Origin of the sequence: Mesorhizobium sp., from assembly GCF_965229135.1 — a bacterium.
GTDB lineage: Bacteria > Pseudomonadota > Alphaproteobacteria > Rhizobiales > Rhizobiaceae > Mesorhizobium.
Map to the genome: position 1 here is coordinate 3,761,389 of NZ_OZ245860.1, position 13,428 is coordinate 3,774,816.

Sequence of the window (13,428 nt, forward strand, 5' to 3'; positions counted from 1 at the left end):
GCGACAGAGGGGGTCGCCGCGCGTGAAGCGCCAGCCCCTGTTCGCTGCAAGGAGGTCGCATCCAGTCGAGCCGACCCCTTCTGGCCTGCCGGCCATCTCCCCTCAAGGGGGGAGATCACGGGGGCGCCGCCTCAAATATGCAGCGCGTGCCCAAGCGCCTTCAGCGCCGCTTCCTGGAACCCTTCGCCTTGCGTCGGGTGCGCGTGGATGGTGCCGGCAATGTCTTCCAGCCGCGCACCCATCTCCAGCGCCAGACCAAAAGCCGCCGACAGCTCCGACACGCCCTGGCCGACCGCCTGGATGCCCAGCACCAGATGATTGTCGGCGCGCGCGACAACCCTGACAAAACCATCCTCTCCAAGCTTCGTCATCGCCCGGCCATTGGCGGCGAAGGGGAACATGCCGATCTTGACCTCGCCCAGCGCCCTGGCCTCTTCCGGCGACAGGCCCGCCGTCAGCAACTCCGGGTCTGTGAAACACACGGCCGGGATAGCCCGCTTGTCCCAGTTGCGCTTGTGGCCGGCGACGATCTCGGCAATCATTTCGCCTTGCGCCATCGCCCGGTGCGCCAGCATCGGCTCGCCGGTGACATCGCCAATGGCGAAGATGCCGCGCATCGAGGTGCGGCATTGGTCGTCGATGCGGATGAATTTCCCGGCCATGTTGAGATCGATCTGGTCGAGCCCCCAGCCTTCGGTCACCGGCTTGCGCCCGACCGTTACCAGGATCTTGTCGGCCGCGACCTTGACGTTCTTGCCGTCCGATGTTTCGACCAGTAGCGCGTCACCCTTGCCCGCCTGTCCCTGGGTCGACAGCCCCTTGGCCTTTGCGCCCGTCATCACCTCGACGCCGAGTTCGGCCAGTCGCTTGACGACGGGCCGGGTCAACTCCGCGTCATACTGTGCCAGTACGCGCGGCAGGGCCTCGACGACGGTCACCTTGGCACCCATTTTCGCGAAGGCGACGCCGAGTTCCAGGCCGATATAGCCGCCACCGACCACCGCGAGCTTCTTTGGCACTGCGCTCAGCGCCAGCGCTTCGGTGGACGAAATGACCGACCCGCCGAAGGGCAGGAAGGGCAGCTCGACCGGCGCCGATCCGGTGGCGATGACGATCGTTTCGGCGCGGATCACCTGCACGCCGGTCTCGGTCTCGACCTCAACGGTCTTGCCGTCGCGAAACGTCGCCCAGCCCTGGACGATCTTGACCTTGGCCTTCTTGAGCAGACCGGAGACGCCGCTATTCAACCGGCTAACAATGCCGTCCTTCCAGGCGATCGTCCTGGCTAGATCGAGCGTGGCCGAAGCGATCGAAATGCCGAGCGGGCTCTTGCCGCCGGCCATGTGCGACACCTTCTCGAACTCCTCGGCGGCATGGATCAGCGCTTTCGACGGAATGCAGCCGACATTGAGACAGGTGCCGCCAGGCTTGCCGGCCTCGACGATCACCGTGTCGACGCCGAGCTGGCCGGCGCGGATGGCGCAGACATAGCCGCCTGGACCGGCGCCGATGACGAGCAGCTTGCAGGAGATTTCCTTCATCTTGGCACGCTCTTCTTGGGGTCAATCGCCTGTGACACTATCCGATGCAGCCCCGCGCTGCCCCTCATCCGCCTGCCGGCCCCGGCAGCGATCTCGGCGGCTATTCCGCTACGTTGGTAATTGGCGAAATCATCAACGACAGCGTCTTTCTCCCCGTCACTATACGGGGAGAAATGCCCGGCAGGGCAATGAGGGGCGGCGCGGCGCTTAAGGTGGGGAGCACGCTGAGGACCCATGGCATCCCCGTCAATCCACGAAGATCAGCGCTGGCGTTTCCAGCAGCGTCTTGATGCGCTGGATGAACACGGCGGCGTCCCAGCCGTCGATGACGCGATGGTCGAAGCTGGAGGACAGGTTCATCATCTTTCGCGGAATGAACCGAGTGCCGTCCCACAACGGCCGCACCATCATCTTGTTGACACCGATGATCGCCACTTCCGGATGATTGATCACCGGCGTGGTCGCCACGCCGCCCATGGCGCCGAGCGAGGTGATGGTGATGGTCGATCCCGACAACTCGTCACGTGTCGCAGTTCCGGACTTGGCCGCCTCGGCCAACCTGATGACCTCGGCGCCGCAGTCCCAGATGTCGCGGGCCTCGGCATGCTTGACGACGGGCACCACCAGACCCGAGGGGGTCTGCGCGGCGATGCCGATATGGATGCCGCCATGCTGATGGATGATGCCGGCCTCGTCGTCGAACAGCGAATTTAGGCTGGGCTGGTCGGCGATCGCCTTGACCATCGCCCGCATCAGGAACGGCAGCAGCGTCAGCTTGGGTCGATCGGCGCGCTTTTCCTTGTTGAGCGCGGCGCGCAGATCCTCCAGCGCGGTGACGTCGATCTCCTCGACATAGGTGATGTGCGGGATGCGCGACTTGGACAGCGTCATCTTCTCGGCGATCTTGCGCCGGAGTCCGACCACCTTGATGTCCTCTATCGCGTCATTGCGGGCGAGGCCGGATGTCTTCGCGGCCTGCCGCGGCCCGCGTGTCAGGAAAGCCTCGATGTCCTCGTGACCTATGCGCCCAGCGGGGCCGGTTCCCGCAACCTGCCTGAGATCGATACCGGCCTCCTTCGCTCGCAAACGAACGGCCGGCGATGCCAGCGGCTTCTCGCTTTCCGCGCGCGGCGCGCCCGAGACTGACGGCTGCTGGGGGCTTTTCGATACGGCCGCGACAGGCTTCGCCCCTGCCGTGTCGACCTTTGGCGAGGTCTTGGCCGGTGGTGCGACAGCGTCGGGCTTTGGCGTCGGAAGTTTCGCTGGAGGTTCGGCGGCCACGGCCTCCACTTCGCCGGCCCGCGACTTCACATTGCCATCGCCCGCCACCTTCAGCCGCACGATGGGAGAGCCGATCGCCACCGTGTCGCCGATCTCGGCGCCAAGCCACAGGATTTCGCCATCGACGGGTGACGGGATTTCGACCGTCGCCTTGTCGGTCATGACAGCGGCAAGCATGGTGTCCTCCCGGACGATGTCGCCGACCTTCACATGCCATTCGACGAGCTCGGCCTCGGCGACGCCTTCACCGACATCGGGCAGCTTGATGATGTGTTCGCCCATCTCAGGCCTCCCCCACTCTACGCTTCCAGTGTTTCAATGAGGGCACGCCCGACGCGGGCGGGACCGGGAAAATAGTCCCACTCCTGGGCATGCGGATAGGGCGTGTCCCAGCCGGCGACACGCGCCACCGGTGCCTCCAGATGGTAGAAGCAGTTTTCCTGCACCAGCGCCGACAGCTCGGCCCCGAAGCCGGACGTCAGCGTGGCTTCATGCACGATCACGCAGCGCCCGGTCTTCTTGACCGAGGCCACGATGGTGTCGAGGTCGAGCGGCAGTAGCGTCCTCAGGTCGATGATCTCGGCATCGATGCCGGTCTCCTCGACCGCCGCCTGCGCGACATAGACCATGGTGCCGTAGGCCAGCACGGTGACGGCGGAGCCAGCCCGACGGATCGCGGCCTTGCCGAGCGGTACGGTGTAGTGGCCATCGGCGACCTCGCCAAGCTCATGCTTCGACCATGGCGTCACCGGCCGGTCGTGATGGCCGTCGAAGGGACCGTTGTAGAGCCGCTTCGGCTCAAGGAAGATCACCGGATCGGGATCCTCGATCGCCGCGATCAGCAGGCCCTTGGCGTCATGCGGATTGGACGGCACCACGGTCTTCAGCCCGGACACGTGGGTGAACAGCGCCTCCGGGCTCTGGCTATGGGTCTGGCCGCCGAAAATGCCGCCGCCGGTCGGCATCCGAACCACGATCGGGCAGGTGAAATCGCCGTTCGAACGATAGCGCAGCCGGGCCGCTTCCTGGGTCAACTGGTCGTAGGCCGGGTACATGTAGTCGGCAAACTGAATTTCCACGCACGGCTTCAATCCATAGGCGGCCATGCCGATGGCCGAGCCGACAATGCCGGATTCATTGATCGGCGCGTCGAAGCACCGGCTCTTGCCATACTTCGCCTGAAGCCCCTGCGTGCAACGGAAGACGCCGCCGAAGAAGCCGACATCCTCGCCGAACACGACGACCTTGTTGTCGCGCTCCATCGACACATCCATGGCGTCGCGGATCGCCTCGATCATGGTCCGTCTCGGCATGGTTCAGACCCCTGCCTGCTGGCGCTGGCGTCTGAGATGCGGCGGCATCTCGGCATAGAGGCCTTCGAACATGTCGCGCGTCGATGGCTTGCCGCCGGCATGCAGCGTGCCGTGGCTTTCGGCTTCCTTCTGCGCGGTGATCACCTCGTCGAGGATTTCCGCCTCGGCCTGTGCGTGACGCTCATCCGACCACGCACCTTGCAGGATGAGATGGTTCTTCAGCCTGACGATGGGGTCGCCGAGCGGCCAGGCGTCGGATTCGGTTTTCGGCCGGTAGGCCGAGGGATCGTCCGAGCTCGAATGCGCGCCGGCGCGATAGGTGACATATTCTATGAGTGTCGGCCCGAGATTGCCGCGGGCTCGCTCGGCAGCCCATTTAGCCACCGCATGAACGGCGAGATAGTCGTTGCCGTCGACGCGCAGCGACGGAATGCCGAAGCCGAGGCCGCGCGCCGCGAAAGTGCCCGAGCCGCCGCGCGCGATCCCCTGAAAGGTCGAGATCGCCCACTGGTTGTTGACGACATTGAGCACGACCGGCGCCTTGTAGGTGGAGGCGAACACGAGCGCCGAATGGAAATCGGACTCGGCGGTCGAGCCGTCGCCGATCCACGCGGCGGCGATCTTGGAATCGTTCGAGATCGCCGAGGCCATCGCCCAGCCGACAGCCTGGATATATTGCGTCGCCAGATTGCCGGAGATCGAGAAGAAGCCATGCTCCTTCGACGAATACATGATCGGCAGCTGCCGCCCCTTCAGCGGGTCGGCCTCGTTGGAATAGATCTGGTTCATCATGGTGACCATCGGATAGCCGTCCGCTATCAGCAGGCCGGCCTGCCGGTAGGTGGGGAAATTCATGTCGCCGGGGGCGAGCGCCTTGCGGAAGGCGCAGCTCACCGCCTCCTCGCCCAGATGCTGCATGTAGAATGACGTCTTGCCCTGCCGCTGCGCCATCTGCATGCGCGCGTCGAAGGTGCGCAACGTCATCATATGGCGCAAGCCCGCCAGCAGCTCATCCTGGGAAAGCAATCCCGCCCAGGGACCGACCGCTTCGCCGCCGCGGTTCAACACGCGGATGATCGAGAAGGCCATGTCGCGTATGGTGCGCGGATCGACGTCGATCTCGGGGCGCGGCACCGAACCGGCCTTGGGGATGGTCACATTGGAAAAGTCGGGCGTCCCGCCCGGCCGGACTTCCGGTTCCGGAACATGAAACCGCAATAGTCCAGCGTCGGCCATGACCTTTCTCCTCCAAGGTTGCCCGGCGGGATATTCGCACATCCGCGCCGCAGGCAACATGACGATATGTCGGCGAAATTTCTTGTCTAACTTCCGAGCCCGCGCGCAATTTGGCGAATGATTTGCCTGATCCGCCGCAACAGCATGCAATTCAGGTAGGTCGCGCCAGGTGAAGGTGCAACGCAGCCCATGGACGTCACTTTGCGCAATCGACTTTGTTCACCCCGCGCTCGCCACGTGCTAGTCAGCCGGGATGGCACAGAAGAAAGCATTCGAGGTCGATTCATGGCTGGCGCGCCCGGACTCGCGCATTTCGATTGTCCTGCTCTATGGCCCAGATCGCGGGCTGGTCGCCGAGCGCGCCAAGGCTTTCGCCGCCAATACCGGCCTGCCGCTCGATGATCCTTTCTCGGTGGTCAGGCTGGAGGGGTCCGAAGTCGACCAGGACCAGGGCCGCCTGCTCGACGAAGCCCGGACCGTGCCGATGTTTTCGGACCGGCGCCTGCTCTGGGTGCGCAATGCCACGGGACAGAAAGCGCTTGCCGAGGACGTCAAGGCGCTCACCGCCGAGCCACCGCGAGACGCCATCATCCTGATCGAGGCCGGTGATCTCAAGAAAGGCGTCGGGTTGCGCTCTGTCGTCGAGGCGGCCGACAATGCCATGGCCTTGCCTTGCTACGCCGACGAAGCCAGGGACATCGATACCGTGATCGACGGCGAGTTGCAGAAGGCGGGCATGTCGATGACGCTCGAAGCCCGGCAGGCGCTGCGCCGCAATCTCGGTGGCGACCGGCTGGCTTCGCGTGGCGAGATCGAGAAGCTCGTGCTTTACGCGAACGGCCAGAAGGAGATCGGCATTGATGACGTCAAGGCGACGTCGGGCGACGTCTCCGGTCTTTCCTTCGACGACGCGGTCGATGCGCTGCTCGAAGGCAAGATCGGCGACTTCGACAGTGCCTTCACCCGCCATTGTCAGTCCGGCGGACACCCCTTTCTGGTGCTCTCATCGGCGATGCGGCAATTGCAGTCGATCCAGGCCATGCGCGGCCAGATGGATTCAAGCGGACGCAACGCGGGGTCGGTCGTCGCCGCGGCCCGCCCGCCGGTCTTCTTCGCGCGCCGAAAGCTGGTGGAAAAGGCGCTCGAGCGCTGGAACAGCGATGCCTTGGGCCGGGCTTTGGGCCGCCTGCAGACAGCTGTTCTGCAGACCCGCCGGCGTCCCGATCTTGCGATAGCGCTGGCGCGCCAGGCACTGCTGGGCATAGCGATTGAGAGCAGCCGGCTGGCGCAGCGATAGGCTTCGCGGGATATCACCGGCATTGTGCTGGGAGGACGGGCGACGTCAGCGCCGCCCCTTCATTGCCCTGCCAGTATTTATCCCCGTGAATAGGGAGAAATGAGCCGAAACTGAGTGGACTTGCTACCCGATAACCTCCAGCCGCCTCGGCAGCCGGTTCATCGAGACCGGGCCGTCCGCCGTGATCAGAAACTGGTCCTCGAGGTTGAAGCTGGCGAGGCCATCGATGTAGAGGGGGATTTCGTAGGCCAGCACCATGCCGGCCTCGATCCCGGCATCGCAGTCGGCGGCGATGTACGGCCATTGCTCGGAAAATACCGACTGGCCGACGCCGTGGCCGAAATGACCACGGCGGTAGGAACGCAGCCCTTGCCGCGCAAGGCTTTCGGTGGCGGCGCGATGCACGCCCGAGATCGGCTTGCCGGGCATCAGCTGCGCCAGCCCGTCCTCGAAGGCCCGTTCGGCGATGGCGTGCAATTCGGCCTGGTCGGCGGAAGGCGGACCGAAGACGAAGTTGCGCGACATGTCGGCGGCGTAGCCGGCGACCGTGCAGACCATGTCGCACTTCAGCGGATCGCCGGTCTCGGCGACCGCGTCGGCGTTCTTGGCGCGGGCACCGAGCGTGACATACTCCGCCGTCGACGCCTGGAGGGATGACCCCGCCGCCGCGCCAGCGACGCCTTCACGGTAGAGGGCAATGAGGTCCGACTGGCGCATACCGGGCGCGGCGCGTTCCCGCAGTCTTACCAGGCCAGCCTCGGACAGCACGATACCTTGCTGGAGAAGGTCGATTTCTCGCTGTGACTTGATGGCGCGCAGCCTGTCGAGGACCGGCGAGCCGTTGACCATCAAGCAGTCCGGCAACATCGCCTGCAGCGCGGAAAAATCGGTGGCGGACACGAAATCCAGATCAATGCCGATCGTCGCCCGGTCGAGCCCGAATTCGCCGAGGATGCGCTTGAGCTGAACGGCCGAGTTGGCCAGCTCGAACGTGCCGGGCCGGAAAAAGTCCGGCCCGCGACCAAGCGAGATCAGCCCGGCCTCGATGCGCTCTCCCAGCGAATGCCCGGATGTCGAGGCCTCGAAAGGCGCTGCTTCGATCCAGATCGGGTGGGTGTGGACGACAGCGTCCGGGGATGCCGCCCGCAGTTGCGCGGCGTAGAAATCGGCGGCGACCACGCCGATCGGCAGATCGCCTGTCCTGGGAATGACGACGAATCCCGCCCCTGCCCGCCGAAACAGACCGGCCGCGCCGATCCATGTTCCGGTGGCATATTGAAAGGCCTCGGGCTCGCAAAGCACCAGCGCCTCGATCCCTGCGCGCTCCATCAGCCGGGTTGCGCGTTCACGGTCCACAAAGCCTGTCATGGTGTTCCTTTCCGACGCCGCCGACGCGACGGTCTTCATGCCTCTACCCACCCTTGCGGGTGCTATCCAGCCGCCTGACGAGCAGCGAACAGGGGATACTGATGGCGAGGAAGATCAGCGCCACCAGCGTATAGGGTTCATTGTAGCGATAGGTTTTGCCCGCCACATCCTGCGCTGCGCCAAACAGTTCGATGACGGTGATGGTCGCCAGGATCGGCGTCTCCTTGAACATGCCGATCAAATAGTTTCCCAGCACCGGGAGGATCGGCTTGAGCGCCTGTGGCGCGATGACCAGCGCCCATTTCTGGATGGTGCCGAGGCCAAGCGCATCGGCGGCCTCGAACTGGCCCACGGGCACGGCGCCGATGCCGGCGCGATAGACTTCGGCGATGAAGGCGGAATAATGCAGGGAGAGGCCGAGAATGCCGGCCGAAAGCGCGCCGATGGTGATGCCGAAGGACGGCAGCACGTAGAAGACGAAATAGAGCTGCACCAGCAGCGGCGTGTTGCGGATCACATAGACGAAGCCGATCGCCAGGAGACGCAGCGCCTTGATGTCGGAGCGCTGCATGGTCGCGACGACGGCGCCGCCAACCAGCGCGCCTGCAAACCCGCCGATGGTCGCCAATATTGTCAGGACGGCGCCTTGCAGGAGAACCGGCAGGATGCTGAGCGCGAAGCCGAAATCAAACGACACGCGATTTCCCCTGCTTGAAGCGGCCGGCGCGTCTTTCCGCCCAGGCCACGAGAAGGTTCAACGGCGTGTTTATGACGAGATACATCACCAGGATGATCAGCCAGACCAGCGATGTGTCGCCGGTGGCGTTGATCAGATTGTGGCCGGTCTGGGTCAGTTCGGTGATGGTGATGAGCGAGACGAGCGCGGTGGCCTTGACGATCTCGATGGCAAGGTTGCCGAAGCTCGGCAGCATGATCAGCATCGCCTGCGGGAAAATGATCTTCGAGAAGGTGATCCAGCGGGGCAGCGACAGGCTGCGTGCCGCCTCGTACTGGCCGATGCCGATGCTGGCAATGGCCGAGCGGACGATCTCCGAGCCGTAGGCGCCGAGATTGAGGCCGATCCCGAGCACCGCGGTCGTCTCGGCGCCGAGCCGGACATGGTAGAGCGGCAGGATGAAATAGAGGAAGAACAGCTGCACCAGGAGCGAGGTGCCGCGGAAGAACTCGACGAAGATGACGGCGCCGATGCGCAGCGGCCGCAGGCCAGACAGCCGGGCCATGCCGACTAGGAAGGCGACGGCCATGGCCGCGACCAGCGACATGGCCGATATCCGCAAGGTCGCCCATGCCCCTTGCAACAGAAGGGGCATGAGTTCGGCCAGCCTGGCGAAGCTGTCCGTCACCGGTGTTACGAGCCCGAGCAGATGCCGGCGGCGGTGACGCCGTCAGCAGGCAAGTCCTGTGCGCTGAAGCCGAACGGCTTGAGGATTTCGGCGAGCTTGCCCGAAGCGCGCAAGGCGGCGATCTGCTTGTTGAGCGCCTCGATAAAATCGGTGTCTTCCTTGCGCAGGCCAAGCGACTGGAAGTTGAGCAAGGGCTTGCCGTCCGTTCCCTTGGCAATGGTGAACGGCTCGACGCGCTCGACATCCTTGGCGCCGGACTTGGCGATCAGTTCGCTGATTTCGAGCGCCGGATAGTAGATGGCGTCGACGCGCCCGGCCTGCAGCCCGGAGAAGCCCTCGGTATCGCGCGAGAACAGCACGATCCGGTCATCGGGTATGCCGGCGCGGTGCAGATCGTCCACCTGCGCGGTGCCGAGCTGGCTGCCCACCTTCAGGGTCGACGACTTGGCGATGTCGTCGAGCGAATGGATGTTGCCGGGGTTGCCGGCATGGGTGGCCAGCACCGTTGCGATCTGCGTCAGCGGATTGGTGAAGGCGATGCTTTCGCAGCGCTTGGGCGTGACATACATGCCGGCGCCGATGATGTCGAAGCGGCCGGCCATGACGCCGGGAACCAGCGCCGAGAATTCGTTGACGTTGGCTTCGATCTTGGTGATGCCCAGCGGCTCGAGCGCGGCGCGCAGCACCTCGACGATGGCGCCGGTGACCTTGCCGTCGGTTTCGATATAGGCGTAGGGTTTTTCGTTGGCGAGGCCGACGGTGACGGTGCCCGTCTGCTTGGCCGTCTCGAATGCCGTCGCCGAGAGCGCCTGCGTCGTCGGGGCCACGGTCCACAGTGCGGCCGCCAGGAACCCGTAGCTCAGCCTGCTCAATCCGCTTTTCATCGTACGTATTCCTTTCTGATGTTGTTCAACTCTTCTCGCCCAGCGCGAAATCCATCGCCGCCTTGGCGTGGATCCAGGTCGTATCGAAAACCGGGATATCGAAATCGTCCTGCCCGATCAGCATGGTGATCTCGGTGCATCCGAGGATCACGCCATCGGCGCCGCGAGCCTGCAAACGCGTCACTTCGTCGAGATATGCCTGTTTGGAGCTGGCGGTGACAACACCCTCGCAGAGTTCCTCGTAGATTATCCTGTGCACGGTCGCCCGGCCAGCCTCGTCGGGGACGATGGTGGCGATGCCCTGCTTCTCGATGAGCCGCTCGCGATAGAAGGCGCGTTCCATGGTGAAACGGGTGGCGAGCAGCGCCGGTGCGGTGGAGTGCGTCCGCCTGATCGCATCGGCCGTGGCATCGGCGATGTGGATCAGCGGAATGGAACACGCGGCCTCGATGCGGTCGGCCAGAAGATGCATCGTGTTGGTGCACAGCACCAGAGCCTCCGCGCCTCCGCGTTCCAGGTCGCGCGCGGCCGCGACCAGCATTTCGGCCGCGCCGTCCCAATCGTCCTTGTGCTGCTTTTCCGCGATATCGGCGAAATCCAGCGAGCGCAGGATGATGTCAGCCGAATGCAGGCCGCCCAATCGCTCGTGCGCGATGGTGTTCAGATGGCGATAGTAGATGGCCGTGCTCTGCCAACTCATTCCGCCAATCAGGCCAAGCCTACGCATTCCCATCTCCTTTTCGTCATCGGAACGTAAAGGTTCTCCAACCTACCAGACAATGATAATGATTGAGTGACTCCTCACCAAATTGTGTGGCGCTCAATGTGGACACCAGAAATTCCTGCGGCTTCCGGCCCCAAATATGTCGCCCTGGCCCATGCGATCGCGGAGGCGGCGCGATCGGGAACTCTGTTGCCGGGAACCAGGCTGCCGCCGCGCCGGGCTCTCGCGGCGCGACTGGGTATGAACCTCTCCACGGTTTCGAAAGCCTATGATCTTGCCGCCGAGATGGGGATCGTGGCCGGCGAGGTCGGCCGGGGAACCTTCGTGCGCATGCTCTCGGTGCCCGAACGCATGCCGTGGCCGAAATCGGGCGGTGTCGATGCGCTCGACATGAGCTCGAACTTTCCGTTTCCCTCGGCCTCGAACGATGAGCTTCGGCTTGCATTCGAAACGCTTGGCTCCCTGCCCTATTCGGCCGATCTGCTGCGCTATCATCCCAACAGCGCGCACCCCAGCCATCTGGCAGGGGGTGCCGCCTGGGTGAGAAATCTGGGCGTCGAGACCGCGCCGGAGCGGCTTCTCATCACGTCGGGCGCCATCCACGGCGTGTTCGTGTCGCTGCTGGCCGTGGCGCGCCCCGGCGATCTCGTGCTGCTGGAAGAGCTGACCTCGCCCGCCATCATCGGCGCCTGCCGCGCCCTGGGCCTGCGCATCGGCGCGGTTCCGCTCGACGCCGGCGGCCTGCGCCCGGATGCGCTGGAAGGCATGGTGAAGCGCGAACGTCCGCGCGCGCTGGTCGTGGTGCCCAACCTGCAGAACCCGACCCTGGCGATCATGCCCGTGGAACGGCGTAAGCAGATCGTCGAGATCGCCCGGCGCTTCGGCTTCATCCTCATCGAGGACGATGTCTACGGGCCGCTTCTGCGGCAGCCGGACCGGCCCGTACCACTGGCCGCGATGGCGCCGGAACGCACCTGCTTCTGCACCAGCCTGTCAAAATCCGTGGCACCCGGCCTGCGCATCGGTTTCCTGCTGATGCCGGCCTCGCTGCGGGCCGACGCGCTGAACGCCATCCGGGTGTCGACCTGGATGACCTCACCCCTGCTTGGCCAGATCGCGGCGAACTGGATACTAGACGGCACCGCCGGCAGGCTCTGCGAGCGGCAGCGGGCGGTGACGCGGCGACGGCAGGATATCGCCCGGCGGATGCTGGGCGAATTCGACATCGTCACGCATGACGCGGCCTTGCATCTGCTTTTGAAACTGCCCGAACCCTGGCGCGCCGAACAGTTCAGCGCCCACATGCTGCAACAGGGCGTTGCGGTCCTGCCCAGTTCCGAAATGTCGGCGGACCCCGGCGGCCGGCAGACCATCGCGCGCCTCAGCCTGTGCACCGTCGACAGCGAAACCGCGCTTCAGTCGGCCCTGACGGTTTGCAGGACGGTGCTGCGAGGAGGATGAGAAACTGGAATGTTGGCCCCAGAAACGAAAAAGCCGCGGCGGACCGCGGCTTTTCGACACTTGGTTTCCCGGAGGAAACTGGAGCGGGTGAAGCGATTCGAACGCTCGACCCCAACCTTGGCAAGGTTGTGCTCTACCCCTGAGCTACACCCGCTCACACGACGTTTCCGCCGCAAGCCGGGCCTATATGGCTGAAGAGCGCGGCGATTGCAACAGGGAAATCGCATGCTTTTTCAGCCTGTGCAAACCTGGCAAACAGGCTCCCGCGTGGTCTCGCCCGGGCGCAATCGCAGCGCCGCTGGCTAACGGTCTTGTCTCGACAGCCTCATTGGCCGTAAACGGCGGTAGCGCATGCGCCTGGAGCAGACCATGCGCCGCTGTTGATAAAACCGTGACATGGAAGCGGAACGATGCCGAAGACCGAAGCCGAGCTTTTTGCCTTCCTCGCCGAACTTGGCATCGCCGTTTCGACGATTCGCCATCCGCCCCTGTTCACGGTCGCTGATTCGCAGGCGCTGCGCGGCGAGATCGCCGGCGGCCACACCAAGAACCTGTTCCTGAAGGACAAGAAGGACAATTTCTTTCTTGTCACCGTCGGCGAGGATGCGGTGGTCGACCTCAAGCAGATCCATCATCTGATCGGCGCATCGGGAAAAGTGTCCTTCGGCAAGCCGGAGATGCTGATGGAACTGCTCGGCGTCATGCCGGGGGCGGTGACTGTGTTTGGTGTGATCAACGACACCGGCCACAGGGTGAAACTCGTCCTCGATGAGGAGTTGATGGCGCATTCGGTCATCAACGCGCATCCGCTGACCAATGAGGCGACGACATCGATTGGCGCTGACGACCTTCTCAAATTCGTCAAGGCAACAGGACATGATGCTGCTATCTTGAAAGTCTCGGCGTGATCGCCACATGGTGGTGGAAAACCCGGGTGGTGGAAAACCGGGACGGCGGAA

Annotated in this window: 12 protein-coding genes and 1 tRNA gene; 3 read left to right on the forward strand and 10 right to left on the reverse strand. The window is 64.3% G+C overall.

All coding sequences use genetic code 11. The features are described from left to right. Nucleotides 1–131 precede the first annotated feature (131 nt). The 4 genes from lpdA to ACO07C_RS17805 all read right to left on the reverse strand — a co-directional run bounded on the left by lpdA (nucleotide 132) and on the right by ACO07C_RS17805 (nucleotide 5,371). Nucleotides 132–1,541 carry a dihydrolipoyl dehydrogenase gene (gene lpdA, locus ACO07C_RS17790; RefSeq protein ID WP_421915460.1) on the reverse strand — a complete coding sequence of 470 codons (1,410 nt, stop codon included), beginning with the start codon at nucleotides 1,539–1,541 and terminating at the stop codon, nucleotides 132–134. 246 nt (nucleotides 1,542–1,787) lie between these two features. Beyond that, nucleotides 1,788–3,104 (reverse strand): dihydrolipoamide acetyltransferase family protein, encoded by a 1,317-nt coding sequence (locus ACO07C_RS17795; protein ID WP_421915461.1) that lies wholly within the window; start codon nucleotides 3,102–3,104, stop codon nucleotides 1,788–1,790. 17 nt (nucleotides 3,105–3,121) lie between these two features. Beyond that, nucleotides 3,122–4,135 (reverse strand): alpha-ketoacid dehydrogenase subunit beta, encoded by a 1,014-nt coding sequence (locus ACO07C_RS17800; protein ID WP_421915462.1) that lies wholly within the window; start codon nucleotides 4,133–4,135, stop codon nucleotides 3,122–3,124. 3 nt (nucleotides 4,136–4,138) lie between these two features. Beyond that, nucleotides 4,139–5,371, reverse strand: coding sequence for a 3-methyl-2-oxobutanoate dehydrogenase (2-methylpropanoyl-transferring) subunit alpha (locus ACO07C_RS17805; protein ID WP_421915463.1), 1,233 nt, complete (start codon nucleotides 5,369–5,371; stop codon nucleotides 4,139–4,141). Nucleotides 5,372–5,624: 253 nt separating this feature from the next. Here ACO07C_RS17805 and holA point away from each other — a divergent pair, with 253 nt between their 5' ends. Further along, nucleotides 5,625–6,668, forward strand: coding sequence for a DNA polymerase III subunit delta (gene holA / locus ACO07C_RS17810; RefSeq protein WP_421915464.1), 1,044 nt, complete (start codon nucleotides 5,625–5,627; stop codon nucleotides 6,666–6,668). 123 nt (nucleotides 6,669–6,791) lie between these two features. Here the strand turns inward: holA and ACO07C_RS17815 are convergent, their stop codons facing one another. Genes ACO07C_RS17815 through ACO07C_RS17835 form a run of 5 tightly spaced genes read right to left on the reverse strand, consistent with a single transcriptional unit; the run spans nucleotide 6,792 to nucleotide 11,011 of the window. Further along, nucleotides 6,792–8,036 carry a M24 family metallopeptidase gene (locus ACO07C_RS17815; protein ID WP_421915465.1) on the reverse strand — a complete coding sequence of 415 codons (1,245 nt, stop codon included), beginning with the start codon at nucleotides 8,034–8,036 and terminating at the stop codon, nucleotides 6,792–6,794. Between the two features lie 43 nt (nucleotides 8,037–8,079). Beyond that, nucleotides 8,080–8,733 carry an ectoine/hydroxyectoine ABC transporter permease subunit EhuD gene (gene ehuD / locus ACO07C_RS17820; protein ID WP_421915466.1) on the reverse strand — a complete coding sequence of 218 codons (654 nt, stop codon included), beginning with the start codon at nucleotides 8,731–8,733 and terminating at the stop codon, nucleotides 8,080–8,082. Continuing rightward, nucleotides 8,723–9,367 carry an ectoine/hydroxyectoine ABC transporter permease subunit EhuC gene (gene ehuC / locus ACO07C_RS17825; RefSeq protein ID WP_421915467.1) on the reverse strand — a complete coding sequence of 215 codons (645 nt, stop codon included), beginning with the start codon at nucleotides 9,365–9,367 and terminating at the stop codon, nucleotides 8,723–8,725. Before ehuC ends, ehuD begins: the two co-directional genes overlap by 11 nt. Nucleotides 9,368–9,405: 38 nt before the next feature. Beyond that, nucleotides 9,406–10,284 carry an ectoine/hydroxyectoine ABC transporter substrate-binding protein EhuB gene (gene ehuB / locus ACO07C_RS17830; RefSeq protein WP_421915468.1) on the reverse strand — a complete coding sequence of 293 codons (879 nt, stop codon included), beginning with the start codon at nucleotides 10,282–10,284 and terminating at the stop codon, nucleotides 9,406–9,408. Between the two features lie 25 nt (nucleotides 10,285–10,309). Further along, on the reverse strand, nucleotides 10,310–11,011 hold the full coding sequence (locus ACO07C_RS17835; RefSeq protein WP_421915469.1) for an aspartate/glutamate racemase family protein: 702 nt from the start codon (nucleotides 11,009–11,011) through the stop codon (nucleotides 10,310–10,312). Between the two features lie 96 nt (nucleotides 11,012–11,107). On the opposite strand from ACO07C_RS17835, the gene ACO07C_RS17840 reads away from it, so the two are divergent. Continuing rightward, the gene (locus tag ACO07C_RS17840; protein WP_421915470.1) at nucleotides 11,108–12,469 is read left to right on the forward strand and encodes a PLP-dependent aminotransferase family protein; all 1,362 of its coding nucleotides are present in this window, start codon (nucleotides 11,108–11,110) and stop codon (nucleotides 12,467–12,469) included. Nucleotides 12,470–12,548: 79 nt separating this feature from the next. Here ACO07C_RS17840 and ACO07C_RS17845 read toward each other — a convergent pair. Beyond that, nucleotides 12,549–12,623 (reverse strand) — tRNA-Gly (locus ACO07C_RS17845). A 256-nt stretch (nucleotides 12,624–12,879) separates the two neighbouring features. Between ACO07C_RS17845 and ACO07C_RS17850 the strand changes: the two genes are divergently transcribed. After that, a complete protein-coding gene (locus ACO07C_RS17850) occupies nucleotides 12,880–13,377 on the forward strand; it encodes a prolyl-tRNA synthetase associated domain-containing protein (protein WP_421915471.1) in 498 nt (165 codons plus the stop codon). The last annotated feature ends 51 nt before the right edge of the window (nucleotides 13,378–13,428 follow it).

What these genes read in the sequence shown, in the direction of transcription:
- ACO07C_RS17795 (WP_421915461.1), bottom strand. Translation starts at nt 3,104, where the DNA reads ATGGGCGAACACATCATCAAGCTGCCCGATGTCGGTGAAGGCGTCGCC.
- lpdA (WP_421915460.1), bottom strand. Translation starts at nt 1,541, where the DNA reads ATGAAGGAAATCTCCTGCAAGCTGCTCGTCATCGGCGCCGGTCCAGGC.
- ACO07C_RS17815 (WP_421915465.1), bottom strand. Translation starts at nt 8,036, where the DNA reads ATGACAGGCTTTGTGGACCGTGAACGCGCAACCCGGCTGATGGAGCGC.
- ACO07C_RS17840 (WP_421915470.1), top strand. Translation starts at nt 11,108, where the DNA reads ATGTGGACACCAGAAATTCCTGCGGCTTCCGGCCCCAAATATGTCGCC.
- ACO07C_RS17800 (WP_421915462.1), bottom strand. Translation starts at nt 4,135, where the DNA reads ATGCCGAGACGGACCATGATCGAGGCGATCCGCGACGCCATGGATGTG.
- ACO07C_RS17850 (WP_421915471.1), top strand. Translation starts at nt 12,880, where the DNA reads ATGCCGAAGACCGAAGCCGAGCTTTTTGCCTTCCTCGCCGAACTTGGC.
- holA (WP_421915464.1), top strand. Translation starts at nt 5,625, where the DNA reads ATGGCACAGAAGAAAGCATTCGAGGTCGATTCATGGCTGGCGCGCCCG.
- ehuB (WP_421915468.1), bottom strand. Translation starts at nt 10,284, where the DNA reads ATGAAAAGCGGATTGAGCAGGCTGAGCTACGGGTTCCTGGCGGCCGCA.
- ehuC (WP_421915467.1), bottom strand. Translation starts at nt 9,367, where the DNA reads ATGCCCCTTCTGTTGCAAGGGGCATGGGCGACCTTGCGGATATCGGCC.
- ACO07C_RS17805 (WP_421915463.1), bottom strand. Translation starts at nt 5,371, where the DNA reads ATGGCCGACGCTGGACTATTGCGGTTTCATGTTCCGGAACCGGAAGTC.
- ACO07C_RS17835 (WP_421915469.1), bottom strand. Translation starts at nt 11,011, where the DNA reads ATGCGTAGGCTTGGCCTGATTGGCGGAATGAGTTGGCAGAGCACGGCC.